Annotated in this window: 24 protein-coding genes; 7 read left to right on the top strand and 17 right to left on the bottom strand. The window is 64.4% G+C overall.

Going from position 1 to position 25210, the window contains the following annotated elements:
- Positions 1-33: 33 nt before the first annotated feature.
- The 12 genes from AC1DJB_RS16645 to AC1DJB_RS16700 form a co-directional block, all read right to left on the bottom strand.
- The gene (locus tag AC1DJB_RS16645; protein WP_441433318.1) at positions 34-867 is read right to left on the bottom strand and encodes a triose-phosphate isomerase family protein; all 834 of its coding nucleotides are present in this window, start codon (positions 865-867) and stop codon (positions 34-36) included.
- Positions 818-2167: an MFS transporter gene (locus AC1DJB_RS16650; RefSeq protein ID WP_059388113.1), complete on the bottom strand. Its 1350-nt coding sequence runs from the start codon at positions 2165-2167 to the stop codon at positions 818-820. The genes AC1DJB_RS16645 and AC1DJB_RS16650 overlap by 50 nt, the downstream gene beginning before the upstream one ends.
- 81 nt (positions 2168-2248) lie before the next feature.
- Positions 2249-3016 carry an SDR family NAD(P)-dependent oxidoreductase gene (locus AC1DJB_RS16655; protein ID WP_306962219.1) on the bottom strand — a complete coding sequence of 256 codons (768 nt, stop codon included), beginning with the start codon at positions 3014-3016 and terminating at the stop codon, positions 2249-2251.
- Between the two features lie 23 nt (positions 3017-3039).
- Complete coding sequence (locus AC1DJB_RS16660) at positions 3040-4029, bottom strand: 3-hydroxyacyl-CoA dehydrogenase family protein (protein WP_284989716.1); 990 nt, start codon at positions 4027-4029, stop codon at positions 3040-3042.
- 1 nt (position 4030) lies between these two features.
- Entirely contained in the window at positions 4031-4513 is a 483-nt protein-coding gene (locus tag AC1DJB_RS16665; protein ID WP_441433319.1) for a ribose-5-phosphate isomerase, read from the bottom strand.
- Complete coding sequence (gene dhaL / locus AC1DJB_RS16670) at positions 4510-6249, bottom strand: dihydroxyacetone kinase subunit DhaL (protein WP_441433320.1); 1740 nt, start codon at positions 6247-6249, stop codon at positions 4510-4512. The genes AC1DJB_RS16665 and dhaL overlap by 4 nt, the downstream gene beginning before the upstream one ends.
- Positions 6250-6253: 4 nt before the next feature.
- Positions 6254-7285 (bottom strand): sugar phosphate isomerase/epimerase family protein, encoded by a 1032-nt coding sequence (locus AC1DJB_RS16675; RefSeq protein WP_441433321.1) that lies wholly within the window; start codon positions 7283-7285, stop codon positions 6254-6256.
- Between the two features lie 283 nt (positions 7286-7568).
- Positions 7569-8267 (bottom strand): GntR family transcriptional regulator, encoded by a 699-nt coding sequence (locus AC1DJB_RS16680; RefSeq protein ID WP_284989712.1) that lies wholly within the window; start codon positions 8265-8267, stop codon positions 7569-7571.
- Positions 8268-8399: 132 nt separating this feature from the next.
- Positions 8400-9470 (bottom strand): alkene reductase, encoded by a 1071-nt coding sequence (locus AC1DJB_RS16685; RefSeq protein WP_441433322.1) that lies wholly within the window; start codon positions 9468-9470, stop codon positions 8400-8402.
- A gap of 89 nt (positions 9471-9559) precedes the next feature.
- Positions 9560-10495, bottom strand: a complete 936-nt coding sequence (locus AC1DJB_RS16690; RefSeq protein ID WP_441433323.1) for a hypothetical protein — start codon at positions 10493-10495, stop codon at positions 9560-9562.
- A gap of 6 nt (positions 10496-10501) precedes the next feature.
- Complete coding sequence (locus AC1DJB_RS16695; RefSeq protein ID WP_441433324.1) at positions 10502-11140, bottom strand: DUF6318 family protein; 639 nt, start codon at positions 11138-11140, stop codon at positions 10502-10504.
- A 232-nt stretch (positions 11141-11372) separates the two neighbouring features.
- On the bottom strand, positions 11373-13124 hold the full coding sequence (locus tag AC1DJB_RS16700) for a purine-cytosine permease family protein (protein WP_441433325.1): 1752 nt from the start codon (positions 13122-13124) through the stop codon (positions 11373-11375).
- Between the two features lie 234 nt (positions 13125-13358).
- Here AC1DJB_RS16700 and bioB point away from each other — a divergent pair, with 234 nt between their 5' ends.
- From bioB to AC1DJB_RS16730, 6 genes are read left to right on the top strand one after another with little or no spacing between them, the layout of a single operon-like run.
- Positions 13359-14387 carry a biotin synthase BioB gene (bioB, locus tag AC1DJB_RS16705; protein WP_441433326.1) on the top strand — a complete coding sequence of 343 codons (1029 nt, stop codon included), beginning with the start codon at positions 13359-13361 and terminating at the stop codon, positions 14385-14387.
- Positions 14384-14635, top strand: coding sequence for a biotin synthase auxiliary protein BsaP (gene bsaP / locus AC1DJB_RS16710; protein ID WP_441433327.1), 252 nt, complete (start codon positions 14384-14386; stop codon positions 14633-14635). Before bioB ends, bsaP begins: the two co-directional genes overlap by 4 nt.
- Positions 14632-15942, top strand: a complete 1311-nt coding sequence (locus AC1DJB_RS16715; RefSeq protein WP_441433328.1) for an adenosylmethionine--8-amino-7-oxononanoate transaminase — start codon at positions 14632-14634, stop codon at positions 15940-15942. Before bsaP ends, AC1DJB_RS16715 begins: the two co-directional genes overlap by 4 nt.
- 8 nt (positions 15943-15950) lie before the next feature.
- Positions 15951-17126, top strand: coding sequence for an 8-amino-7-oxononanoate synthase (locus AC1DJB_RS16720; RefSeq protein ID WP_441433359.1), 1176 nt, complete (start codon positions 15951-15953; stop codon positions 17124-17126).
- The gene (gene bioD, locus AC1DJB_RS16725; RefSeq protein ID WP_441433329.1) at positions 17123-17803 is read left to right on the top strand and encodes a dethiobiotin synthase; all 681 of its coding nucleotides are present in this window, start codon (positions 17123-17125) and stop codon (positions 17801-17803) included. The genes AC1DJB_RS16720 and bioD overlap by 4 nt, the downstream gene beginning before the upstream one ends.
- A complete protein-coding gene (locus AC1DJB_RS16730; protein WP_441433330.1) occupies positions 17800-18924 on the top strand; it encodes a cytochrome P450 in 1125 nt (374 codons plus the stop codon). Before bioD ends, AC1DJB_RS16730 begins: the two co-directional genes overlap by 4 nt.
- Here the strand turns inward: AC1DJB_RS16730 and AC1DJB_RS16735 are convergent.
- On the bottom strand, positions 18908-19165 hold the full coding sequence (locus AC1DJB_RS16735; protein ID WP_332601659.1) for a hypothetical protein: 258 nt from the start codon (positions 19163-19165) through the stop codon (positions 18908-18910). The genes AC1DJB_RS16730 and AC1DJB_RS16735 overlap by 17 nt on opposite strands.
- A 2-nt stretch (positions 19166-19167) precedes the next feature.
- Positions 19168-20577, bottom strand: coding sequence for a glycosyltransferase family 2 protein (locus AC1DJB_RS16740; protein WP_441433331.1), 1410 nt, complete (start codon positions 20575-20577; stop codon positions 19168-19170).
- 277 nt (positions 20578-20854) lie between these two features.
- Here AC1DJB_RS16740 and AC1DJB_RS16745 point away from each other — a divergent pair, with 277 nt between their 5' ends.
- On the top strand, positions 20855-21322 hold the full coding sequence (locus tag AC1DJB_RS16745) for a very short patch repair endonuclease (protein WP_059388124.1): 468 nt from the start codon (positions 20855-20857) through the stop codon (positions 21320-21322).
- Here the strand turns inward: AC1DJB_RS16745 and AC1DJB_RS16750 are convergent.
- From AC1DJB_RS16750 to AC1DJB_RS16760, 3 genes are all read right to left on the bottom strand, one after another.
- Positions 21264-21500 carry a PLDc N-terminal domain-containing protein gene (locus AC1DJB_RS16750; protein WP_084784400.1) on the bottom strand — a complete coding sequence of 79 codons (237 nt, stop codon included), beginning with the start codon at positions 21498-21500 and terminating at the stop codon, positions 21264-21266. The two genes, AC1DJB_RS16745 and AC1DJB_RS16750, sit on opposite strands and share 59 nt — an antisense overlap.
- Before the next feature lie 91 nt (positions 21501-21591).
- On the bottom strand, positions 21592-22782 hold the full coding sequence (locus AC1DJB_RS16755) for a 5-methylcytosine restriction system specificity protein McrC (protein ID WP_476910586.1): 1191 nt from the start codon (positions 22780-22782) through the stop codon (positions 21592-21594).
- Positions 22783-22873: 91 nt separating this feature from the next.
- A complete protein-coding gene (locus AC1DJB_RS16760) occupies positions 22874-25108 on the bottom strand; it encodes an McrB family protein (protein ID WP_284989699.1) in 2235 nt (744 codons plus the stop codon).
- Between the last annotated feature and the right edge of the window lie 102 nt (positions 25109-25210).

Here is a 25210-nt window from a genome sequence, read left to right on the forward strand (position 1 = left end):
GTTTTGAGGGCTGAAAACGACAACTACTGCGAGTTAGTTGGGCAATCCCAGGGCCTCGGGCAAGCCCAGCGCCTCGTCCAGCCGCAGCGCCTCATCCAGTACCGCCCCGAAGTTCGCGGCGTCGTGGGCGAAGCGGCCTAGGAAGAGGCCTGACACGCCCCGCAGTTCGGGCAGGAGACCCGGTTTGGCCGAGCCACCGTAAATGATCGGCAGCCCGGCGAGGCCAAGTTCGGCGAGCAAGTCCCGGAGATGGGCGACGACATCGGACACGTAGGCTGCGCCGGCTGGCTCGGCAGCGCCGATGGCCCACACCGGTTCGTACGCAATAACCAGGCGGGCGGCGGTCGCCCAGTCGTCCCGGACGGCGGCAGAGATCTGCCGGAACACGAACGACGCCGACACCGCCGGATCGGCGACGGCCTCCTCGCCGACACACAGCAGCGGGGTCAACCCTGCCTCCACGGCGGCCCGGACCTTCAACGCGACCACGGCGTCGTCCTCGGCGAAGTGCCGGCGTCGTTCAGCGTGTCCGATCTCCACGAGCCGCACACCGAGCTCCGCCAGCAACGACGGTGACACTTCCCCCGTCCATGGACCCTCGGCCCAGCCGCAGTTCTGCGCACCCAGGTGGACAGGAGAGCCGTCCAGAATCCGGGCCGCCTCAGGCAACATGGGGAACGACGGGATCACAAACGGGACCACCCGCCCGGCCACGAGGGCCGGACGGGCGTCCACTTCGCTTCGGAGTTGCTCCAGCCAAGACATGCTGTGCCGGTACCCCATGTACATCTTGGTGCTGACCCCGATGTACAACGGGCTACTTGTCCAGGAGATCGTCGGCCTTGTTCCTAAACGCCCGGGTGCCATACATCATGGCGGCCGCCAGGAAGGGCAGGATGCCGAGCGCATAGACCCCGGCGGATCCGGTGGGGTCCGCCGTGGCGCTGTTGACCGCGGTCCGAAGGATCGGGGCCACGAAGCCGCCCAGGTTGCCCAGCGAGTTGATCAGGCCGATGCCCGCCGCGGCTGCCGAACCCGCAAGGAACGCCGTAGGGTAGGCCCAGACCACCGGCCCGACGGCGAGGAAGCTACAGACCGCGAGGGTGATGAAGATCAGTCCGAGGACCGGCTGGTGGTTGGTGCCGGCCCATGCCGAACCGAGGATGCACACACCGGTGGAAACGAACAGCACCGTGCCGAACATGCGGCGCTTGGCTACGGTGTTGGCGGCCCGGCCAATCAGGTAGCAGGAGAAGATGCCAAAGAACCACGGCACCGCGATCAGGAGCCCGACGGCGAGGCCCACCTTCTGGCCTGTCAGCGAGGACACCTGCTGCGGGAGGAAGAAGGTCACGCCGTAGACGGCGATCTGCAGGCAGAAGTAGATGAGGGTGAAGTACCAGACGCGGCCGTTGCGCATCGCAGCGAAGACTCCCCGCGGCCCGGTTTCATCCTTGACCGTGTCTTCCTGCGTCATGATCTCCTTGAGCGCGAACTTCTCGTCGACGTTGAGGAACTTGGCCTTCTCCGGCCCGTTGATCAGGAAGAAGAACGCCGCAACGCCGGCGAGTACCGCCAGGATGCCCTCGGTGAAGAACATGACCTGCCAGCCACGGACGCCAGGAAGCTGGTCGCCGATGTTGATGAGCCAGCCGGAGAGCGGGTTGCCGATCATCTGGGAGAACGGCTGGGCGAGGTAGAAGATCGCGAACATCTGCACGCGCACCTTGTTCGGGAACCACTCGGCCAAGTACATGATGACGCCGGGGAACAGGCCCGCCTCCGTCACGCCGAGCAGGAACCGCAGGATCACGAAGGACGTCTCACCCTGCACGAACGCAAAGCAGGCAGAGACGATGCCCCACGTGATCGCGATGCGTGCGAGCCAGACCTTCGCGCCGACCTTCTTGAGCAGCAGGTTGCTGGGGATTTCAAAGATCGCGTAACCGATGAAGAAAATACCGGCACCGAGCGCGAACGCCCCGGCCGAGACGCCTTTGTCGGCGCCGAGTGCAGCTTCGGCGAATCCGACGTTGGTGCGGTCGAGGAAGGAAACCACATAGAGGATGACCAGCATCGGCATGAGCCGGAAGGCAGCCTTGCGGATCGCCGATTTCAGGACCGGCGAATCCAGCATCTCCTTCGTGGACGTTGTTACAGCGGACATCGAAACTCCTCGTTGAGTAATCAGTGTTGAGAAATCAGTGTTGAGTAGTCAGGGTTTGGGCAACGGTGGTGGAGCCGCGCTTTAGTGCATGTACAAACCGCCGTCGACATTCAGCGTCTGGCCCGAGATGTAGCCGGAGTCTTCGCTGATGAGGAAGGCGATGGCGGCGGCGATGTCCCGCGTGGAGCCCACGCGGTTCACCACGAGGTCCTTGGTGAGTTCGTCCTTGCGTTCCTCGCTGAGGGTGCCGCCCATGATGTCGGTGTCGATGGGGCCGGGAGAGATGGCGTTGACGGTGATGTCGTATTCCCCCAGTTCGCGCGCTGTGGCGCGGGTCAAACCGATGACGCCGGCCTTGGCCACCGAATACGGGGTCTTGGAGAACGTCCCGCCGCCGCGCTGGGCGGAAACAGAGGAGATGTTCACGATGCGTCCGATCCGGTTCCTGACCATGGATTCGGCCACGCGGCGGGTGGCGAAGTGGACGCCGTTGAGGTTGATGTTCAGGACGCGGTCCCATTCAGCGGGCTCGAGTTCCAGGTACGGAACCGGTGAGCTGACGCCGGCAACGTTGGCCAGTGCGACGATCTGCGGCAACTCGGCCTCGAGGGTGTCGATCGCCGACCGTACCTCGGCTTCGGAAGCCACGTTGGCGCCGACGCCGTAGGCCTGGACTCCATATTCGGCGGCGATTTCCTTGGCGGTGCTCTTGCAGAGGGCGTCGTCGAGGTCGATGATGCCGATATTCCAGCCCTGTGCTGCGAGGTAGTTGACGGTGGCCCGGCCGATGCCGCGCTCGGAGACAGCGCCGGTGACGATTGCGGTGCGTTCTGCGGGGAAGGTGCTCATGGGTATTCTCCTGTGAATGTGGGCTAGTTGATCGGTGCCGGGCCAAGCTCATCAAGGAGCTTCTGCATGGCCACGTAGGCCTTGTTCCGGTAAGCGATGAGTTCGGGCGTGCGTTCCGCCGGGACGTTGAGGAAGCCCGCGCCGGTCTTGGTGCCCAGCTTCCCCGCCTCCACGAGGTCGCTCAGGATCTTCGGGGTCGCGAAGCGTTCCGGGAATCCGGTCTGCAGGGATTTGTAGCAGAAGTTGTAGACGTCCAGTCCGGCCATGTCCGCGATCGCGAATGGGCCAAAGAACGGCAAGCGGAAGCCGAACGTCGTACGGACCAGGGTGTCGACGTCGTCCGCTGTTGCGATCCCCTGCTCCACCAACTGGGCGGCCTCGTGGAAAAGCGCGTACTGAAGCCGGTTGAGCACGAAACCGGTGACGTCCTTGACGACGGCGGTTTGCTTGCCGGCCGCGTGGACCAGTTCGCGGGCCGCAGCCACGGTCTCCGGCGTGGTGCCGGCGTGGGGGATGATCTCGACGCCGGGGATGAACGGCGACGGGTTGGAGAAGTGCACTCCCAGGAATCGCTCGGGGCCGACAACGGCCTCGGCGAGATCGGCGATGGAAATGGTAGAGGTGTTGGAGCCGATCAGCGCGTCGGGACGGGCGGCCGCGCTGATGCGGGCCAGGGTCTGGTGCTTGATGTCGAGGACCTCGGGGACGGCTTCTTCGATGAAGTCGGCGTCCGCCACCGCCTCTTCGATGTCCTTGGCGGCCCACAGATTGGCTTTCAGGATTGCCGTGGAACCTTCCGGAAAGAGACCTGCGGCCACGAATTCGTCCGACTCCACCAGCAGGCGGTCGTAGTTCTTCTGCGCGATTTCGGCGGACACATCCGCCAACGCCACGCGCGCTCCCCCGAGGGCCAGGACCTGCGCGATCCCGCCGCCCATGTAACCGGAGCCGACGACGGCGATCTTCCGGGCCGCGCTTCCGTCGCCTGTGGCGCTGCTTGCTGATTCAGTCATGTCACACTGCCTTTGTGTAATCGGGCTCGTAGGAGCAAATGGCGTCCACCTTGGCGGCGGAAGATGATGTTTCGTCGAAGTGGTGGCCCAGCCATTCGCCCACCAGTTTCTTGGCCAGTTCCAAGCCAATCACCCGCTGTCCCAAGGTCAGGATCTGGGCGTTGTTGCTGAGGACCGAGCGTTCCACGGAGTAGCTGTCGTGCGCGGTGACGGCCCGGATTCCGGGAACCTTGTTGGCCGCGATGGCCACGCCCAGGCCCGTGCCGCAGATCAGGAGGGCGCGATCTGCCTCGCCCTCGGCAACTTTGCGCGCTGCATCCACGGCAACGTGCGGGTAGGCCGTGGAGTCGTTGGCGCCTACGCCCACGTCGGTGACCGACGCCACCCGGGGATCGGCCTCAAGCAGCGCCATGAGTGCCTGCTTGTATTCGACGCCCGCTTCGTCATTGCCGACGATGATCCGCCAGCCCTCTGATGTGCTCATGCTTGAACTCCGTTTCCTGCCGGGGACGCCAGCTGCGCGTCGATATGTTGTGAGATCCTCGCCGTGATCAGCCCGAAGGAGACCGCTCCGGGATCGGGGTGGCCCAGGCTCTTCTCCGCGAGCGGACGGGCCCTGCCCTTGAGCGGACGCAACCGCGCCGTGTCAGCTGCCGCGGACTCGGCCGCCGCAGCAGCAGCCGCGAGGGCCCGGTCAACCGGGGCTCCGGCGTCGAACTCTGTGAGGAACGCATCCCGGAACGGCAGCAGCGCGTCCACCATGGTCTTGTCGCCGGGCTCGGCCTTGCCGAGTTCCGTGATCGCGTCCACAAAGCCAGTGACAGCGGCCGCGGCATCCTCGCCCGAGTAGCCTGCTTTGTTGCCGAGCGCCTGTCCGGCCGCAATGATCGCCGAGCCCCACAGCGCGCCCGAGGTACCGCCGGCGCGTTCGCTCCAGGCCTCCCCCGCCGCCGTCAGGACCCGACCCACAGAGGCTCCGCTTGCCGCCTCTGCTGCGCTGAATGCCGCTTCAACGCCGCGTCGCATACCGATGCCGTGGTCGCCGTCGCCGGCAATCGCGTCCAGCTTGCCGAGCTCTTCTTCATGTTCGACGACGACGTCCCGCACCTGGGCGAGCACGTCTACGGCCTGCCGGCCGAGTTCGGCAGCGGCCGCGGTGGGCTGCTCGACGTCGGACTCGTCCACCGCGGTGACGCTCGCCAAGTTGCGGGGCGGGCGGGGCGCGAGGTTGCCCTTGCCGAACGCCGGAGTGTCCGCGGGTGCTGCCCAATACTGTTCGAGCTCCTCGTCCAGCCAGAGCAGCGTGAGTGAAAGACCGGACATGTCCAGGCTTGTCACGAGCTCGCCGCACTCGGGTTCGACTACCGTGAGGCCAGCCTTGCCGAGGAGCTTTTCGATCTTGCCGAAGAGCAGGAAGAGTTCGTCGTACTTGACCGTGCCGAGGCCGTTGACAAGAGCCACCACGCGGTCTCCGGCGTCGTCCGGTTTGTCGTTGAGGAGCTTGGAGACGAGCAGTTCGGCGAGCTCGGAAGCGGTGGGCATTTTGTGCTCGGAAATGCCCGGTTCGCCGTGGATGCCCAGGCCGAGGGACATCTGGCCGGCCGGAACGTGGAACAGCGGATCCGAGGCGCCTGGGAGTGTACAACCGTCGAAGGCCACCCCGAGCGAACGCGTGCGGTAGTTCGTTTTGATGGCCAAGCGCTCGACGGCGTCCAGGTCCAGTCCCGCTTCGGCCGCGGCCCCGGCGATCTTGAAGACCGTGAGGTCGCCCGCGATCCCGCGCCGCTTTTCGATCTGGTCCAGCGGCGCGCTGGCGATGTCGTCGGTAACAGTCACGGTGCGGGTTTCGATGCCTTCGGCGTTGAGCCGCAACTGGGCCTGGCCGAAGTGCAGCACGTCGCCGGCGTAGTTGCCGTAGCTGAGCAGGACTCCGCCGCCCGCGTTGGCTGCTTTGGCCACGCGATACACCTGGCCGGCCGCCGGGGAAGCGAACATGTTGCCGCACGCCGAGGCAGTTGCCAGGCCCGGTCCCACCAGTCCGGCGAAAGCAGGGTAGTGTCCCGAGCCGCCGCCCACCACAAGGGCAACTTGTCCGGCGGGGACTTCGGTGGAACGGACCACTCCGCCGTCCACCCGGGCAACATAGCCGCGGTTGGCGGCGACGAATCCGTCGAGGGCATCGTCCGCGAAGTCTGCGGGGTTGTCGAAAATCCTTGTCATGATCCTAGACACCAGCCAGCTGGGAGGTTGCTGGCTGGGTGGAGCCGGTCCGGCCGGAAGGCTGCTGCCGGCCCTGGGCTACCTGGCTCTGGCCGAGGACGTAGTTCTCTGTCTTCGGAAGAACCTGCCGCCGGAGGTATTCCTGGTTGCTCGCCGTGACGCTGAGCCCGTCGCCGCCGTAGTGCTCGGTGCACAAGATGCCCTGGAAGCCTACCGACAGCGCGAGTTTGAAAGCCTCGCGGTAGTTGATCAGGCCGCTCTCCATCGGCGCAGGCATGGTGATGTAGCTGTCCCGGGCCACGTCTTCGTCGCGGATGTAGTTCTTCATGTGCCAGTAGTTGGAGTACGGCAGGGTCTTGGCCACCATCTCGCGCCAGTCCTCGATGGGACGGTGGAGGCGGATGAGGTTGCCAAGGTCCGGGTTGAGGCCAACGTTGTCCAGCCCGATGTCCTGGACCAGCCGGACCGAGGAATCGGCGGTGCCGAGGTAGGTGTCCTCATACATTTCCAGGGAGAGGAGGATGCCGGCTTCCGCGGCGTGCTCACCGAGTTCCCGCAAGCGGGCGACCGCCTTGCCCCAGGCTTCCTTGTCCCCCGCCGGATCCTTGTAGCCTTCCACCGTCCAGAACCACAGCTGCTTTTGCTGCTCGGCGGTGATGGCCTGGTGGAGTCCGAAGGAGACAACCTCGCAGCCGAGTTCGGCTGCGGCATCGATGGTCCGGTGGCTGTACGCCAGGTTCTCGGCCCAGTCGCCGGTGTGGATGATGCTGCGGCGGATAGCCGAGATGACCGGGATGCCAATGCCAACGTGCTCCGCGGTCTGCTTGAACTCGGCGAGGCGTTCCTTGCTGAGGTCGCCCGGGCGGACCCAGCTGTCCGTGAGGTCTGCGTTGGCAAACCCTGCGTCCTTGACTTCCTGCAGGACCTCGGCCCAAGCGGAAGCGTCGGCGTCGTTGATGTGCTGTCCTGTGGCGTCGGTGCCGGGGAACTGGAGCAAGGCCGCAGTGATGGGCCAGGTTTCGGCGGTGTAAGCCATAGTTTTCACTCCTTCGTGGAATCCTGTTTCCTATAGGATTTACTATTCAGGCAAGGCTGTCAACATATTTATTCGGACTTCCGTGGGCTGGCCCCGCCTCTTCGCACCCTAGCTCCGCGTCATCAAAGATCCTATATGTCTTACATATGTTTGTGAAGTGGGTCACCGGAACGCCGCGTTCGCCGCGCACGCAGAAGGCCCGCCGTTAGGCGGGCCTTCGGGGTCTGGCGGCGTCGAGTCGCCGTCCTGGATCGCCGTCGGACTCGGCTTGGGCGGCGGGAGATCAGTCAGCGGGTGCGTCGGCGATGGCCCGGGCGCGGACCTTGTGCACGTGGTCGGCCATGGCGGCCGCGGCCTGTTCCGGGTCACCGCTCGCCAGCGCGTCGAGCACTGCTTGGTGTTCCGCAATGGCCTGGTCTGCGTCGGTGATGCCCACTCCCCCGAACAGCCGGAACCGCTGGACCTGGCCACCCAGCGCGGCGTAGGCAGCAAGCATGAATTGGTTGCCGGACTGCTCGGCGATCAGCTTATGGAAGCGCTCATCGGCGTCGAGATAGTCCCGGAATTCCACGAAAGACGGGCCTCGAGGAGCAGTCTCCAGGTCCTTCACAGCCTCCCGCAAATCCGCCAAACCCTCCGGGGTAATCCGGCTGCACGCCAAGCGCGCATTCACCGGCTCAATCGCGAGCCGGGCCTCCATGAGTTCGGCAAAATCCTCGCGCGTGAAAACCGGGGCCACCCTGTACCCCTTGAGGGCAACCCGGCGGACCATGCCTGTGTGCTCCAGCCGCGCCAGTGCCTCGCGCACCGGCGTAGGCGAAACGTCCAATTCCCGCGCCGTCCCGTCGATGCTGACCGCGGCTCCCGGTTCGAGCCGGCCGTCCATGAGCCACGCGAGAAGTTCCTCATACACGTGGTCGGCGAGAACCTGGCGGCTGACGGGCCGGCCGGGGGCGCGGTCCCGGGAGGAAGCGAGTTTCATAGACAAATCCTATAGGAATGGTCTCTTTGTGGCGGCTTCGGACGCCCTATGCGGACTCTGAAGCCTCGCGCGCACGGTTAAACCCCGACGGCGGCACCTTTCGCAGGTGCCGCCGTCGGGGTTTCGGGGGTTCTAGTTGGCGTAGAACGGGTAGTCGGTGTACCCCTTGGCGCCTTCGCCGTAGAACGTGGACGGATCCGGTTCGTTGAGCGGGAGGCCTTCACGCCACCTGCGCGCAAGGTCCGGGTTGGCGATGGCCGGGCGTCCGACCACGACGGCGTCGGCATGGCCGTCGGCCACGAGCGCCAGAGCTTCATCCCGGGTGGTCACTACACCGAAGCCGGTGTTGACGAGGAAGGTGCCGTTGAAGCGCTCGCGCAGGTCCTGGACGAGCTCACCCTTGGGATCATGGTGGAGGATGCTGAGGTACGCGAGGTTGAGCGAGGCGATGGTGTCCACCAGGACTTCATAGGTGGCGCGGACATCCGTGGGGTCGGTCTCGGCGATTCCCTGGACCGAGTGCTCAGGGGAAATCCGGATGCCGACCCGGTTGGCGCCCAAGGCTTCTACCACCGCGTTGACGGTCTCGATCACAAAGCGTGCACGGTTTTCCGGCGAACCGCCGTAGCTGTCAGTGCGGACGTTGGTGTTGGGTGCCAGGAATTCGTGCAGCAGGTAGCCATTCGCCGAGTGGAGTTCGACGCCGTCGAATCCTGCCTCGACGGCGTTCCGGGAAGCTGTGACGATTTCCTGGATCACCGAGGGGAGTTCATCGGTACTCAGTTCGCGGGGCACCGGATAGGGCTTCTTGCCGTTCGGAGTGCGGACTTCGCCGTCGATGGCCACGGCACTGGGTGCCACGATCTCGTGACCGCCGGCGATGTCCGAGTGGGAAACGCGGCCACCGTGCATGACTTGGGCGAAAATCCGGCCACCCTCGGCATGGACGGCGTCCGTTACCTTCTTCCAGCCCGCGATCTGTTCCTCGGTGACGAGGCCGGGCTGTCCCGGGTAGGACTGCCCTGCCGGCGTCGGGTAGGTGCCCTCGCTGACGATCAGCCCGAGGGAAGCACGCTGCCGATAGTGCTCCGCGACCAGCGGACCGGGAACGCCTTCGATGCCCGAACGGAGGCGGGTCAGCGGCGCCATGACCAAGCGGTTGGGAATTTCAATCTCGCCGAGAGTCAAAGGGGAAAACAACATGGGCAGTGCCTTTCAAACGGGAACAGGTCCACTGGGGGCAACTGCCGCGCGCCTGCAACTATTCCTGTTGAGACGCGGATCACACGCCCTTAGGGAACGCCCGGGCAGCCTTCGCCCCGCGGATTCACGATGCAGTTGTCGGCGTAGTTGCGCGTGATCGACCTCCAGACGCTCACCTTCTGGGACGGCGACGCAAATTGTCCTGTGCCGGGAATCGGCATGTCCGGACCGCCGTTCACGGAGTAGGTGCCGCGGAAGGTGGTGGTCAGGGAGATCTGAAAGTCACCGGTCTGTTGATACACGTGGCTTGTTCTGGTCTTTTGGCCCCATTCGGACTCCGGAAGCGGCCCGCCAGCAAACGGTGTCGGCCCGAGGCTGCTGCCGTCCCCGTAGGCATAGGTGTACTCCATGGGGGTTGCGACTATGTGGACTCGCTGGCCGAGGATCGTGACATCGAATTGCTGCTCAACGGCGTCCGCGAAGATGTTTGTTTCAGCGCCCTTGAGCGTGTGCGGGCTTGGTTGAGCGGTAAGGCTAGCCGGTTTGATGGGAAGGTTGCGGAAGTCGCTCTCGATTCTCGCTGCAATCCTCTCCAAGACATCTTCGGGCTTTTCGTCGTACAGGCACGACGGACCGTTGTTACCCGATTTCCAGTCGACCCACGTGGGATTTGAAAGCGCTCTGGGCGCTACCTTCCAGATGACGGGCGTTCCGGACTTCCCACCGGGCTCGCGGGGCGGGCACTGCACTTGACCGGGAAGGCACTTCTTGTCCAAGGCATTCTCGTCAACCTGGCATTGGAGCTCTGCCTTGTATTGGTTGGGGTCGTCGCTGACAAAGTTTGGCGGGGCGAGCATGAATTCGCCGGTCTGGGGGTCACGGATCCACCTAACCAGGACCTCGATTCCTCTTTTTTGAAATCCCGCAGATACAGGATCGTCCTGTGTGGCGGCCGCGCGTTCGATCGGGGCGACCAAACTGACCACAAGTACCAAAACCGGAACTGCCCAATATCTCGGTTTCATTGTGTTCTACTGGATCAGTCCGAGGTCTGAGACTTTCCAAGCGTCTGATTCGAAAACTGCAATCATGACTGTTGCCGAGTTAGATGGAGGCGTTGGAGGCTGGCTAATGCTTCCATCGGCTTCGAAGTAGTCGATTTGGTCCTGGATAGTTTGAATCTCCACCTGCTGAGAAGGTGCATCCGGTTTGTATAGCGCCCTAATTGATGGTGTCGTCATCTTGCCGCCGACAAGCCATCGTCCTTTGGAGTATCCGGAATCTAGCCCTTTTTTGAGACTTGCACGGAAGACGCATTGAGAAGCGGTCTTCGGCGACCAGTGTTCAGTGTCCCCAGTCTCATAGGCATATGAAAGCGCCTGGAACCAGTACCTCGCAAACGCCTCCACGCCTTCCTTCGTGTTCGCCTTCGCGGCCTCCGGCAACACGGGAACCGGGACGTTCTCAGCTTTCCCCTTGGCGTCCGCGGGTTTGTAAACAGCCGTCGAGGTCGGAGAGGGAGCACCAGTGACGCTGGCTGAAGCTGAAGCAGAATCTGTAGGCGACGCAGACTGCGGCTGGGTAGTGTTCCCGCACGCAGTCAGCGTCAACGCCGTGCCAAGGCTGACAATCATGAAAAAGCGAGCAGAAACCGAGGTGCGTGGAGTCATGGTTTGCTATCCCCAAATAGTTTTCAAGACTAAACGTTTCCAAAAAGGGTAGCTTAATTGCCCGTCGTGGCGGGAAAGTTATCCACAGGCTCCGGTTCATTACACACGATCGCTTCACCAGCGCGGCCCACCACAGGCCCACCACAACAAACACAAACCAAAGGCCCCGACGACGGGACCGCGGCCAGGCCGCCCATCCGTCGTCGAGGCCTATGGGACCTTGAGCACCCGCCTACTTTTGGGCCGGCAGGACCAACCCGCCCGACTTATCCGTCGACAAAGCGAGCGAAGAGATGAACTGCGGCTCGCCGTCGGGCCCGTCCTGGGCCGAGCGGACCATATCCGGGCGCTCGAACTCCAGTCCGGTCACGTGGCACAGCAGCTTGGCGTCGCTCGGGTTGCCGTCGGCGTCGAACATCGGCAGATCGATTCCGTCGTCGGAGCGGCGTAGGTAGTACTTCCCGCGGGTCAACACGGCCAGCGCTGGCGGCAGCACAAGCGCCAGCCCAACGGCGAAGATCGGCGAATATGGCTGCACAGCTGAACCGAAAGCGCCGAAGAACACCGCAATCGAGACAACGGCCGAAACCAACATCGAGATAAAGCCCACCGGGTTGACGGCGTAAAGCATGCCTCGGCGGAATTCGGGAACCTTGGGCGAAATCTTGAGCAAATACTTGTTGATGGCAATATCGGACGCAACGGTAACCACCCATGCCATGGCGCAATTCGCGTAGAACCCAAGGATGGTGTTCAGGAACTCGAACATGTTCGCTTCCATCAGCACCAGCGCAATCACCAGGTTCACCACCACGAACACCATGCGCCCCGGGTAACTCTTGGTGATACGCGTGAAGCTGTTGGTCCACGCGAGCGAGCCGGAGTAGGCATTGGTCACGTTGATCTTGATTTGCGAAATGACCACAAGCACCACGGCCAAGGTCATCGCCAGCCAAGCCGGCATCATTTCCTGGTACACGCCAAGGAATTGATGCACCGGCTCGTTGGCATGCGCGGAGGCGGCTGGATCCAGGGTCGCAATCAGGTAGATGGCAATGAACATGCCCACGATCTGCTTGATCGCGCCGAAAATCACCCAGCCCGGCCCCGCCAGGATCACGGCACGCCACCAAGCACCACGGTTCTCGGCGGTCTTGGGAGGCATGAAACGCAAATAGTCAATCTGCTCCGCGATCTGCGCCATGAGCGACAGGCAGACACCCGCGGCCAGCATCACGGAGGCCAGGTTGGTGCCTTCAGCGCCGGATTTGCCCGTGAACGCGAAGAATTCCCCGATGCTGTCCGGGTGCGAAATCACCAAATACCCCACGGGAACCACCATGAGCAGGAGCCACAAAGGAGTGGTCCACACCTGCAACTTGGACAAGGCCTTCATCCCGTAAATCACCAAGGGAATCACAATAAGCGTGGACGCCGCATAACCGAGCCACTGCGGGATGCCCAGCCCAAGTTCCAGGCCTTGAGCCATGATGGAACCCTCAAGCGCGAAGAAGATGAACGTGAACGTCGCGAAAATGACGTTGGTGACCACCGAGCCGTAATAGCCGAATCCGGAACCCCGCGTGATGAGGTCAAGATCAATGTTGTACCGGGCCGCGTAGTAGGCCAAGGGAAATCCGGTGGCGAAAATGACCACGGCCGCCACGACGATTCCGAAAATAGCGTTCACGGTGCCGTACGAAATACCGATGTTCGCACCGATCGAGAAATCAGCCAAATACGCGATTCCACCGAGCGCACTCGTCGCCACCACACCCGCACCCCATTTGCGGTAGGACCGTGGCGCGAACCTGAGGGTGTAGTCCTCCAGGCTCTCCTTCGCTGCGCTCATCGCATCGGCATTACCAGCCGTGCGGCTCCCTGCGCCTAGCGCCTCCGAAGGTTCGACGACGGCGACCCCCACCGGGGAGCCACCCGCCGTCAGGGGTTCAAGCACTTGCGTTGTCTTCGAATCGTCAGTCATCCCCGCAACTTTCCTCGTCTCGACATCTTTCCCCGATGAACATGGGCTCGACGCTATCGGCGGGATGGAACCACGGAGTCACCACGATGTTTCCGCGCTGTAACTTATCCAGCGAGTTGGACGCCAAGATTGCGGCTCCGGGTTTGTGGACGTCCAACAAAATCGCGGTCCCGCAGGCCCACTACCGTCGTGAAGGAACGCACCATCCCCTGCAAGTAACGGCCGAGGAGCATCATGACCACCCAGCCAAACCCAAGGCGTACGTCCACCTATCCGATTCTGGAAACAGCCCGCGAGCAAGTCCTCGCGAAAGGCGAAGGACTCAGCGAAGCCCAACTGCTCGAGATCCTCGAGCTCCCGGACGAGGCCATTCCCGAAGCCCTGCAGCTTGCCCACGAAGTCCGCCTGGAGCACTGCGGCGAGGACGTCGAAGTGGAGGGAATCATCTCCATCAAGACCGGAGGATGCCCTGAGGACTGCCATTTCTGCAGCCAGTCGGGATTGTTCGACAGTCCGGTCCGGGGCGTCTGGCTCGACATCCCCGAGCTCGTCAAGGCCGCCAAGGAAACCGCCGCCACCGGGGCCACCGAGTTCTGCATCGTCGCAGCCGTCCGAGGGCCGGACATCAAGCTCATGAACCAGATCAAGTTCGCGATCGACCGCATCAACGCAGAAGTGGACATCAACATCGCGTGCTCGCTGGGCATGCTCACCCAGCGCCAAGTGGACCAACTCGCCGAATGGGGCGTCCACCGCTACAACCACAACCTCGAAACCGCGCGCAGCTACTTCCCCGAAGTCGTCACCACGCACTCCTACGAGGAACGCCTCGACACTTGCAACATGGTCAAGGCGGCCGGCATGGAACTGTGCTGCGGTGCCCTGATCGGCATGGGCGAAACCACCGCCCAGCGCGCCGAACTCGCCAGCCAGCTCGCGGCCCTCGAACCCCACGAAGTCCCGCTGAACTTCCTCAATCCGCGCCCGGGAACGCCCCTCGAAAACCAAGGAATCATGGACGGCAAGGACGCCCTCCGCGCAATCGCCGCGTTCCGCCTCGCCATGCCGCGGACCGTACTGCGTTACGCCGGCGGACGGGAACTGACCCTGGGCGACCTCGGAACGCGCGAAGGCCTCATGGGCGGCATCAACGCCGTGATCGTCGGCAACTACCTCACCACACTCGGCCGACCCGCCGACGCCGACCTCAACCTCCTCGTGGAGCTGAACATGCCCATCAAGGAACTCCAGAAGTCGCTGTGAGCACTGTTGAGACGGCATGCTTCTGCGGGCACTGCGGCGGACCCGCCACGCAAGCCGGACCCGCCATGCAGAGCGACCCGGTACCCCAAGGTGAGCGCCCGACGTCGGACGCCCACCTGGGCTGCCAGCAGCGCCTCGCGATGGAGCCTCCCCGCTATTGCGCTGTCTGCCGGCGCCGCATGAAAGTCCAGGTCACGCCGCTCGGCTGGACCGCTGAATGCTCGCGCCACGGCCGGGTTACGCCATGAGCGTCATCCAGCGTGACCGGGCAAGCCTGTGGCATCCCTACGCTCCGGCGTCGGGGACGCTGCCGTTGTGGGAAGTCGAAGACGCCGACGGCGTGACGCTGCGGCTCCGCGACGAAACCGGCCAACGCCACGAGGTGCTCGATGCCATGTCCTCCTGGTGGTCGGTCATCCACGGGTACCGGAATTCCGTCCTGGATGGCGCGGCGAAGCGCCAACTAGCTACGTTCAGCCATGTGATGTTCGGTGGCCTCACCCATGAACCCGCCGTCGAATTGGCCGAACGGCTGGTCGCCATGGCCCCTTCCGCGGCGGATCGGCCGAGGTTGGAGCGGGTTTTCCTGGCGGATTCTGGATCGGTGTCCGTGGAGGTGGCGCTCAAGCTCGCGGTACAGTTCCAGACTGCGTCGGGGTTCCCCAAGAGGCAACGCTTCCTCAGCATCCGCGGCGGTTACCATGGCGACACCTTCGCGGCGATGGGGGTCTGCGACCCCGTCGACGGCATGCACTCGGCCTTCCCCGGGCTGCTCGGAGCCAATGTGTTCGCCGCGAGGCCACCCGCCGCGGGCGCGCCGCCCGAGGAAATCGCGGAATGGCAGGCGTGCACCGAAGCCCTCGCCCAAGAACACGCCAACGAACTGGCCGCGATCATCGTGGAACCCGTGCTTCAAGGCGCCGGCGGCATGTTCGTTTACGCCGCCGCATGCCTGCGCATCCTCCGCGACATCGCCGATCGGCACGGGATCCTCCTGATCCTCGACGAGATCGCCACCGGTTTCGGCCGCACGGGCGAGCTCTTCGCCGCGCAGCATGCAGGCGTGGTTCCAGACATCATGTGCGTCGGCAAAGCCCTCACGGGCGGTTACCTCACGCTCGCGGCGATGCTCTGCACGGGCGAAGTGGCGGCCCGCGTTTCGAACGGCGGTGCCGGCGCCTTGCTGCACGGACCGACGTTCATGGGCAATCCGCTCGCGTGTTCCGTGGCCAATGCGAGCCTGGGAATTCTCGACGGCGGCGGGTGGCGCAGCGATGTGGCCCGGATCGGCTCGGGCCTGGCGGCCGGCCTCGAAGCTGCAAATGCGTTCGACGCCGTCAAGGACGTCCGCACCATCGGCGCCGTGGGCGTCATCGAGTTGAACACGGAAGTGGACGTCGCCGCAGCGACGAGTGCCGCCGTCGGGCATGGAGTGTGGGTGCGGCCGTTCCGGACCCTTGTTTACGCGATGCCGCCCTACATCAGCACCGCCGAGGAGATCCGGCGGATCGCAGAGGGTATGGTGGCGGCCGTGGCCGAGGTGCACGGGCCATGAGCAGGTCAATGACCGCGTGGTTGGAACAGCAGGCCGCGGTCCGCGAGCGCCGCGGCCTCGTCCGTTCGCCCTTGACGCGCCTCGGTCCGGACGCTGCGGTGGACCTGGCGAGCAACGACTATCTTGGACTCGCGACGGACCCGAGGCTGGCAGAGGCCGCCCGCGAAGCGATTGGCCGTTGGGGAACCGGTGCCACGTCCTCGCGGCTGGTTGCCGGTACCACGGCGCTGCACCTCGAGCTCGAATCCGAGCTCGCGAGCCTCACCGGCATGGAATCCGCGTTGGTCTTCTCGTCCGGATACTTGGCGAATCTAGGGGTCACTACGGCGCTCGGCGGCCCCGGGACGCTCATCGTGGCCGACGAGCATTGCCATGCTTCGCTGATTGACGGTTTCCGCTTGAGCCGTTCGAGGGTGGCAACGGTCCCGCACAACGACCTCAGCGCAACCGAGCACTGTCTGCGGACCCGTACAGAGCCCAGGGCCCTGATCGCCGTCGAGTCCATCTACAGTGTCTTCGGCGATGCCGCCCCGCTCCCCCGGCTGTTGGCGCTGGCCGAAGAGCACGACGCGGTGCTCCTCGTGGACGAAGCCCATAGCCTCGGCGTTTCGGGCCGTGGCGCGTTCGAGGGCCACGGCGCAGTGGCCGGAACGGATCTCTCGGGCCACCCCAACGTGGTGCTGACTGCGACCCTTTCCAAGTCGCTCGGCAGCCAAGGGGGTGCCGTGCTTGGCAGCGCGCTGCTCCGCGAGCACCTCGTCAACCGGGCCCGCAGCTTCATCTTCGACACCGGGCTCGCACCGTCGTCCGCGGCGGCCGCGCTGGCCGCCGTCGGGATCATCCGCACTGAACCGTGGCGTGCGGCGGCAGTTCACCACAACGCCGCCAGCCTCAGCGCCGGACTGGCGACGGTGCAACGTGAGCCGGGCATCGCCGTCGTGCCCGTTGGCGCGCCGCTTCAGACGGCAGGTGCCGTTCAGTCCGTTCCCATGCCCTCCGCTGCGGCCGCACTTGCGGCGAGCCAGGCGGCGCACGGGGCGGGTGTCCGCGTCGGCTGCTTCCGCCCGCCCTCGGTGCCCGACGGCGTCTCGCGCCTCAGGCTGACGGCCCGCGCCACCCTCACTCCCCGCGACATCGACTACGCGTGCGCAACGTTGCGCCGCATCCTGGAGGAAATGCCATGAAACTGCCACCCATAGTGCTGGTCACCGGAACGGACACCGGCGTCGGCAAGACCGTCACGACGGCGGCGCTTGCGTCCGCGCTGCAGGCGGACGGTCGCTCGGTGGCCGTGTACAAGCCGTGCCAGAGCGGCGCCGTGACGGGCGATTCCGATTGCGCCGAAATCACCCGCTTGGCCGGACCGCTCACAGCCGAGGCCGGCGTCGTGCTCCAAGAACCCCTCGCCCCGGTGCCCGCGGCCGCGCTGGACGGCGTCACGCTGCCTCAGCTTGCGGCATATGCCGCGCGCGTCCGCGAACTTGCCGGCACGCATGACCATGTTCTCGTGGAGGGTGCCGGCGGTCTCCTCGTGGAGTTGGACCCCGACGGCGGCACGCTGGCGGATCTGGGCAGCCGCCTTGGCAGTGACGCGACTTTTGTGGTGGTTGCCCGCCCCGCGTTGGGAACCCTGAACCACACGGCGCTGACGCTCGAAGCCCTGGAACGCAGGGATTTGGCTGTGCATGGAGTGATCCTGGGAACCTGGCCGGACGACCCGGGCGTGCTGGAACACGGCAACCGGGCGGCGCTCGGCACGTTGCGGCCGCTTCTTGGGGTGCTCCCCGAGCGCGCCGCGGACCTCCCACCGGTGACGTTCCGGGCGGCGAGTGTGCACTGGCTGAGCGGGGCTTGGTCATGAACACCACTACTGCCGGCGCCCAGACGTGCCCGTATCTGGTGCTGCGGGATCCCGCGGCTGTGCGGGAAGTCCTGCACCGCCCGGAAGACTTCAGCCCGGCGAATGCCCTCATCGCTGTGACACCTTTGTCCGGACCATCGTTGCGGGTCCTGCAACGCGCCCGCTTCGCGCTGCCGCCGGTGCTGGCCAGCAATGACACGGCTTCCCACGCTGGCATTCGCAAGGTGGTGGCCGGGTTCTTTACCCCGGCAACGGTGGGTGCTTTTGAGCCGCGCATCCGCGGCATCGCGCGGGATGCCGCTGCCGCCGCTGTTGGCCTGCTGGAAACGGGTGGGCAAGCGGATCTGGTGCAGGCCGTGGCAGCGTACCCGCCGGCGATCGTGATGTTGGAGCTTCTGGGACTCCCTGTCCGTGATCTTCCGGAGCTAAAAGCCTGGAGCCTGGACTCTCTCGAGCTCTTCTGGGGCTGGCCGGATCCCGAGCGGCAACTGGAACTGGCGCACAGCGCGGTCGGGTTCTACAGCTGGCTGCGGGAACTCGTCCTCGAAGCCGTGGCATCCCCCGGACGCAATCTCTTTCGCTCCTTGGCGGAGCACGGCCTCAGCACGCCGGAGATCTGTTCCCTCGGCTACTTCCTGCTCATCGCAGGGCAGGAAACCACCACCCAGCTCATCAGCACGGCGCTATTCCGGCTTGCCGAGGGATCAGTGGGCTTTGACTGGAAAAACGCGGCCTCCGGAACCACTGCACGGGACCTCATCCGGCACGTCCTGGCTACGGAATCCTCCGTTCCCACATGGCGCCGGGTTGCCGCCCAGGACACAGTGCTCGACGGCGAGCGCGTCCCCGCCGGTGCCGAAATCCTCCTGGAACTCACGGGCAACCACGCGTCATCCGGCCGGGCTTCGGCGGCCCACGAGCAGGGTCCCACGGCCTACGGGCTGGCCTTCGGCTCAGGGATTCACCGTTGCCTTGGTGCGAAGCTCGCGGAACTGGAGGCCGCCGTCGTCGTGCAGGAAACCGCGGCAGCGATGCAATGCGTCCGTTTGGCAGAGCCGAACCCCGAGTGGCTGCGCCTGCTGTCCTTCCAAGCTCCGCGGACGGTCAGCGTCGGGATTTGAGGAAGTCGGTGGCTTCGTTCACGGCCGGCGCATCGGGGTGGATGCTGCGGGTTTCCGATCGCTGGTTCCGGATGCGAACCCAATCGCCGGGGTGCAGTTTCGGCAAGATTTTGGCGATGGCCAGCGCGCCATACATCAACGTATTAATCGCGACGAAGGTCGCCAAGACGGCAAACCAATCGGAATGCAGAATTCCCTCAGGAAACAAAATTCCGGTGGGAAGGGAGGCGGAAATAGCCATGATTACCCTGCCTTCGATGGTTCGCCAGTTGGTGAATGGTTGAGGTGTTTCCAGGTGGCTTGCCGGGCGAGGGAAATGTCGATGATTCCCTTGACGTAGACCACGTTGAGGAACATATCGAAGAACAACTCCGGAAAGAGCGTGACTGCCAAGAGGCGTGCCCGCCAGCCACCCTTCCACACGGTGACGACGCGTTCGATGGAGAAGACGACGCCGATTCCCAGCCAGAACGGGAACCAGACCCAGTTGTCCAGGGACAAAACCATAAGGAGGATCAGCAGGAGGTAGGCGCTGAGGGCAATCACTCCGTAGCCAATGCCGAACTGCTGCGCCCAGTAGCGGAGCGTCTGGGGTGTGGCCCCGTAAGCCCCAAGGTTTTCCAGGGCACCCCGCTGCCAACGGAGTCGTTGCGCCCACAAGGTGCGGAAATTCGGCATCAACTCGGTGACCACGGTGCATTGCATGGGGGAAATCATGAGGCCGCCGAGGGATTTCAAGGCAATCGTGAGCTCATTGTCCTCGGTCAACGATGCCGTGTCGTAAACGTCTCCCCGAATTCCCGGGATCGATTCGCCCCGGCTCTGGGCAACAGTGCGCAAGGCACGGGGACGGAAAAGCGAGGCCGTCCCGGTCAGCACAAAAACGCGGCCACGCCGTCGTCCGATTTCCCGGGAATACCGGATATATTCGTTGCGCTGGAATTGGCCGACAATTCCGTGTCCCTCTTCCCCGTAGAAAAGACCACCTACAGCCATCAGTGCCCGGTCATTGCTCATCCGCGCAACCGCGACTTCCAGGAATCCATCGTCAAGGCGGGTGTCGGCATCCATGACCATGACGACGTCGTTATCGCCTTGGCCTGGTAGCAGCCACTTCAGTGCCTGGTTGAGTGCGCCGGCCTTCTTCTTCGTGTTGTCCACCGATTCGAAGACCTCAACCCCGGCCTCGCGGGCAAGCGCAATAGTTGCATCCGTGCAGTTGTCGGCAACCACAACCACGCGTTCCGGGCGGTGCGATTGGGACAAAAGCGAAGACATGGTGGCGGGCAGCGAGGCTTCTTCATTGTGCGCAGGGATCAAGACGGTCACCGTGACCGGGCCAGCATACACACCGCGGGTTTCGGCCATGACGATCTTTGGCGCCAGTGGTGTCCGGGGATGCGCGGAGCGGCGTGATCTGTTGGCAATGCGCTGCTCCAGCACAGCCACGCCAGCGGATAGCAGAAGGGCAAAGGCTATGGCCACGAGAATCACGCGGGGCTGCGGCGCCACTGAATCGTAGAGAATCCTCCAGACACCGAGGACAATCCCCTCAGCCCGCGATTCGACCGCTGAATTCCCTGTCGAGGCAATAGCGAACCACAAGAGGGCCGCTGCACCGCCGACTGTTACCGCGATCACAATGCCGACCATGCGCTGAAATATCCCTCGACCCACCGGCGAATGCTATCAGTCGTTCGCGGCGCGAGGCCGACGCTCGCTCACATCATGGGCATTTCCGGCCGACCCTCGCTCACAAACAAGCCCTTTCCGGCCAACGCCCGCTCACAAACAAACCCTTTCCGGCCAACGCCCGCTCACATCATGTGATCGAGGGTTCTAGTTTTGGGCGCCATACGTGAGCGGGCGTCCACGGAAAAACCCACATACGTGAGCGAGCGTTGGAGGGGGTGCTGCGTAGACTGAGGATATGGGCGAGAGCCGCGACCTGCTGACGCCTGAGCAACGCAGCCTGAACATGTCCAAGATCCGGGGCAAGAACACCAAGCCCGAGCTCTTGGTCCGTCGGCTACTGCATGCCAAGGGTTACCGCTACCGGCTCCATGGCCGGGCTGCGGGCGGGAAATTGCCAGGCAGCCCGGATCTCGTGTTTGCCGGCCGGCGCAAGGTGATTTTCGTGAACGGATGCTTCTGGCACTTCCACGATTGCAAGGCAGGCCAGCACTCACCGACCGGCAACGCGGATTTCTGGGCAGCCAAGCGCAACCGCACCCGGGAGCGCGACGCCGGACAGCGCGAATTGCTGAGGGCCTCGGGATGGGAGGTTCTCACCGTGTGGGAATGCGAACTGCGGGACCGTTCGGCTTTGGAGAGTCAGCTCACGCAGTTCCTCGACGGCGGCCGAACAGGAAGTAGCTCAGCGGCCCGAAGAAATTGATGAAGCTTGCAGCCCGCCAAACAGCTTTGTTCCCCCTGATCTGGGCCGCGGGGGTCTTGGAAATGCTACGCTGTGCCGCGATGAGCAACGCCATCTGTCCCGCACCCATCACAAGCACGCCTACCCGCTGCCCCGGAGTCATGTCCTTCCAGGACTTCTTCTTTTTCTTGCCGTGCATGATGCCTCCATCTGCAGTGACTTGCCCTCTCAGGCTAGTCTGCCGGCCGCCCGGACGGAACAGGACGGAACAGGACGGAACCGGATGCCCCTCATAGCCGAGCCTGGCGCACCACTTCGCCCCAGGACTGCTGGGCCAGGTCCGTGACGGCGGCAAGGATCTCCGCCGGTGGCCGCGACAAGTCCAGCGGGTACTCCACAATGTCGATATCCGTGTTGAGGATCCGTCGCAGCTTCATCTCGCCCTTGCCCGCGTAGACCAGCCACGCCGTGGGCACTTGCAACGCCGTGCAGTAGGCCAGGAGTTGATAGTGGTCCGCGTTGAGCGATGCCCCGGAATCGGTGGCCGAGGCGTATTTCGAGTCGTACACCACCACGGGCCGGCCACCCAGGAAATGCACGGCGTCGGGGCGCACGGTGAGCCGGTCCGAATCCCGCACAGCTTCGTTGAGGGTGGCGCCGTATTGAAGCCGCATTTCACCCGGATGTGCCCGCATGGCCGCCCGCAAAGCCACACCCACGAATTCCTCAAACACAGTGGACATGTCCACTACAAACGAGGCGGTCTGCTGCTTCCCCTCGCCCGCTTCCGCAGAGGCATTCCGCAGGATGAGCTCGGCCAAGCGGAGGACAGGGTGGTAGCGGAGGTTCATCCGGTTGGCCTGCCACTTCGGCAGCGGCGCTCCGGACTGCAGCCGCGTGACGGCGTCGAGCTTTCCCTTGAGCTGCCGCAAGCGGCTCAGGACGTTTTGCCGCACGCCGGGAACCTTGCCCATCCGCTCAAGGGCGGCACGGAGAATGCGGTTCTCGGCAATGTCCTCGGTGAATTCGTCGTAGGAGACTTCCAGCGGTACCAGCATTCCGGGGCGCCGGGAGATCTGGTCCGAGATCCGGATACGGCCCTTGACCGTCCGGAGCGACTCGTCCACAGTGAGATAGCCCTGCAGCGGACCTCGGCTGAGCGCCCGCTCCGCCAACTGGGCGAGGGACTCGGCCAGGGCGCTCCACAGGTCCTTGTGCTCGACGGCGGCCACGGAATCCTCGCGGAATCCTTGGTCCCCGGCGTAGATGAGGAGGAAGAGGAGCCGACTCAAGCCAAGGCGGTCCTTGGGCCGCACGTCGATTTGGACGGTGGGCGTCCGCACCGACCCCACCTTGCCCACAGGCTCGATGCGATAGAGCCCCATCCCCATCGCCGAGGCCTTCGCGAGTCCGCTCGAGTTGAGCAGGGCGGCCGTGTCCGGATCAAGCTTATCCACGATGCCACCGGAGAGCTCGTCCATGACGATGTGCCGCACCGCCGGTGCCTTGGTTGAAGCGCGGACCGCAGGCTTTCCAATGCCCGGGGGGCGGGCCGGCCGCGGTGGCGCGGTCTTAGCGGACCGCAAGTCGACCCAACAACTGGTCCAGCCCGAAGCGCTCCTCCAGCTGGGCCCGGTTCAACTGACCGTGGTAGTGCTCTTCCAGGAGTGGCATGAGTTCGTACTTCCAGATCCGGCGCAGCCCTGCGGGGTTCTGGGCCGCGTTCTTCATGAAGTAGGAGGGACCGATCATCAGGTCCCGGTCCCAATCGTCGATGGAGTCGTTCAAGGCGTCAAGCAGGTCCGCGTTGAGGGTGTCCAGGCCGCGGGCCGCGAGGAACCGCCGGAGCGAACCGCGGATCGGTTCCACCTTCGGATGCAACTCCACGAATGCGAAGCGGCGGCGGATGGCCGCGTCCATCATGGCGATGGAGCGGTCCGCCGTGTTCATGGTGCCGATGATGTAGAGGTTGTCCGGCAGGCTGAACGGTTCGTTGGGGCTGTACTGGAGGTAGATGCGGTCGTCACGGTATTCCAGCAGGAAGTACAACTCACCGAACACTTTCGCCAGGTTGGCCCGGTTCATCTCGTCGATGATGAGGAAGTACGGCTTGTTGGAGTTCCCGGGCTTCGCTGCTTCTTCCGCGAGTCGACGCAACGGTCCGGCCACCAACTTGAACGAAACCTGGCCGTCGTCGGTCTTGTCCGGCCGGTACCCCTCGAAGAAGTCCTCATACGCGTAAGACGGGTGGAACTGCACCAGCTTGACGCGCTCATCGGTGCTGTCGCCCGCGAGCTCGGCCGCCAAGTGCTTGGCGAGGTAGGTCTTTCCCGTTCCCGGAGGGCCGTAGAGCACCAATTGGCGGTTCTCCTCCAGGAGTTCGGCGATCTCCTTGAGCGGCTCGAGCTCCATGTGAAGGGACGCTGCGAACTCTTCCGTGAGGGGGCGGAACCCTTCAATCACGGGCTCGACGACGGCGTCCGGGGCGGCGGTTTCCTCGCCGTCGGACTCCGCTTCGGCCGGCAGGAGGGACTGCAGAGACTGGATGACCCTTGTAACGTCCACGACGATCCCCGACGTGGAGAGTTGGCGCTGGACGTGCCGCGGAGCCTCGGCAATCGGGTGGGTCTCATCGAACCAACGCACTTTACGGCGGAGCCGACGGTTGTCCTCATTGTGTTCCGGCTCGCCCAGGACCACTCCGATCCTGATGGCCCCGGAATTCTGGAACAGCGCGAGGTCGCCGGGCTTCATCACAGTCAGGAACGCGAAAACGGCAGTCTTGGTGTCCTCCCGCTCCACGTAGCCGAGGTGCTTGTAGTCCTCGTCCACGGCGTGCTGGACCACCCCGGCCGTCACCCCGGGAGTGAGTTCGCGGAGGTGTTCGACGTCGAGCGTCGCCTTTTCCTCGTCCCGCCACGCGGCGAGGAGCTCGGCGGAGTCCTGGTGCGTGCGCAGCAGCCACGCCCGGCGGCCAGGATCTCCCACTTTGCGCCACTGGCTGACGAGCTGGCGGTCGTACCAATCGATGCGCTGGCCGGCCTGTTCGTCCAGGTGAAGCCGGATGCGGTGGACATCCGCGGTGATGTCGGCTTCCGTTTCGCCGTGGGCACCGCCAACGAGCGAGGCGAAGGCGTCCCTGATTTCGCGCCGCTCAACGTCCGCGACCACGGGCTCGAAGTAACTGGGCCACGCCAAGTATTCGATGCTGCGCCGGATGGCCGGCTGGTCCTCGGGGGTTGCCGCCGCGAGTTCGTGGAATTTCAGCGGGTCCTTGAGGGCTTTGTTGATGCTCGCGTTGGACTGGCCATCGACGTGCGCCACGAACCGGCACAACCAGGTCAGGTGGTCCCAGATCGTCCAGTTGAACTCAGCGGTCCTGTCACGGATGACGCCGTGATCGGTCATCCCTTGGTACAGCTCCTTGGGGAGCTCGAGCTCGGGATCGAGCCAGGACGCGGCTTCGGCGACGCGGGCGCGCTTCACCTTGAGCGATTTGACCTCGTGCGCCAGGGGCAGGGACTGCAGGAAGAGAAGCTCGACGGCGAGCAACTTGGCCTCGCGGGAAGCCCCTTCCAGGTTCTGGCGCAGGTTGGTCATCATGGGCGCCTTGGCATCTCCGACGCCGCGTTCCAGGCGCTCCAGGAGCTCGCCGGCGGCGTCCACCGTCCAAGTGCGGGTACTGGCGTCGAGCGCCGAAGCCTTGCCTTGCAGCCCCGGGCCCAGCACGAACCACGCCGCATCTTCGATCTCCTTCGAGATACCGGGGGCACGGGTCAGTGGGGTTTTGGTGGAGGGAGTCACCATGCCAACTTACATGGTTTCTCTTGGTGCTGGCATCAAGAAAGCCGGCACCCCCGCCACAGGCGTCCCGCCTCTCATGTTCTGCCACATGCGTCCCACAACGTG

This window comes from Arthrobacter sp. 01T428 (genome assembly GCF_056398685.1).

Bases quoted from the DNA above. Each gene is read 5' to 3' on its own strand.
- AC1DJB_RS16685 (WP_441433322.1), bottom strand. From the start codon at position 9,470: ATGTTGTTTTCCCCTTTGACTCTCGGCGAGATTGAAATTCCCAACCGC.
- AC1DJB_RS16700 (WP_441433325.1), bottom strand. From the start codon at position 13,124: ATGACTGACGATTCGAAGACAACGCAAGTGCTTGAACCCCTGACGGCG.
- AC1DJB_RS16720 (WP_441433359.1), top strand. From the start codon at position 15,951: ATGACCGCGTGGTTGGAACAGCAGGCCGCGGTCCGCGAGCGCCGCGGC.
- AC1DJB_RS16675 (WP_441433321.1), bottom strand. From the start codon at position 7,285: ATGGCTTACACCGCCGAAACCTGGCCCATCACTGCGGCCTTGCTCCAG.
- AC1DJB_RS16750 (WP_084784400.1), bottom strand. From the start codon at position 21,500: ATGCACGGCAAGAAAAAGAAGAAGTCCTGGAAGGACATGACTCCGGGG.
- AC1DJB_RS16655 (WP_306962219.1), bottom strand. From the start codon at position 3,016: ATGAGCACCTTCCCCGCAGAACGCACCGCAATCGTCACCGGCGCTGTC.
- AC1DJB_RS16680 (WP_284989712.1), bottom strand. From the start codon at position 8,267: ATGAAACTCGCTTCCTCCCGGGACCGCGCCCCCGGCCGGCCCGTCAGC.
- AC1DJB_RS16755 (WP_476910586.1), bottom strand. From the start codon at position 22,782: ATGGACGAGCTCTCCGGTGGCATCGTGGATAAGCTTGATCCGGACACG.
- AC1DJB_RS16650 (WP_059388113.1), bottom strand. From the start codon at position 2,167: ATGTCCGCTGTAACAACGTCCACGAAGGAGATGCTGGATTCGCCGGTC.
- AC1DJB_RS16715 (WP_441433328.1), top strand. From the start codon at position 14,632: ATGAGCGTCATCCAGCGTGACCGGGCAAGCCTGTGGCATCCCTACGCT.
- AC1DJB_RS16660 (WP_284989716.1), bottom strand. From the start codon at position 4,029: ATGACTGAATCAGCAAGCAGCGCCACAGGCGACGGAAGCGCGGCCCGG.
- AC1DJB_RS16665 (WP_441433319.1), bottom strand. From the start codon at position 4,513: ATGAGCACATCAGAGGGCTGGCGGATCATCGTCGGCAATGACGAAGCG.
- AC1DJB_RS16740 (WP_441433331.1), bottom strand. From the start codon at position 20,577: ATGGTCGGCATTGTGATCGCGGTAACAGTCGGCGGTGCAGCGGCCCTC.
- bioB (WP_441433326.1), top strand. From the start codon at position 13,359: ATGACCACCCAGCCAAACCCAAGGCGTACGTCCACCTATCCGATTCTG.
- AC1DJB_RS16730 (WP_441433330.1), top strand. From the start codon at position 17,800: ATGAACACCACTACTGCCGGCGCCCAGACGTGCCCGTATCTGGTGCTG.
- AC1DJB_RS16735 (WP_332601659.1), bottom strand. From the start codon at position 19,165: ATGGCTATTTCCGCCTCCCTTCCCACCGGAATTTTGTTTCCTGAGGGA.
- AC1DJB_RS16760 (WP_284989699.1), bottom strand. From the start codon at position 25,108: ATGGTGACTCCCTCCACCAAAACCCCACTGACCCGTGCCCCCGGTATC.
- dhaL (WP_441433320.1), bottom strand. From the start codon at position 6,249: ATGACAAGGATTTTCGACAACCCCGCAGACTTCGCGGACGATGCCCTC.
- AC1DJB_RS16645 (WP_441433318.1), bottom strand. From the start codon at position 867: ATGGCACCCGGGCGTTTAGGAACAAGGCCGACGATCTCCTGGACAAGT.
- bioD (WP_441433329.1), top strand. From the start codon at position 17,123: ATGAAACTGCCACCCATAGTGCTGGTCACCGGAACGGACACCGGCGTC.
- AC1DJB_RS16745 (WP_059388124.1), top strand. From the start codon at position 20,855: ATGGGCGAGAGCCGCGACCTGCTGACGCCTGAGCAACGCAGCCTGAAC.
- AC1DJB_RS16695 (WP_441433324.1), bottom strand. From the start codon at position 11,140: ATGACTCCACGCACCTCGGTTTCTGCTCGCTTTTTCATGATTGTCAGC.
- AC1DJB_RS16690 (WP_441433323.1), bottom strand. From the start codon at position 10,495: ATGAAACCGAGATATTGGGCAGTTCCGGTTTTGGTACTTGTGGTCAGT.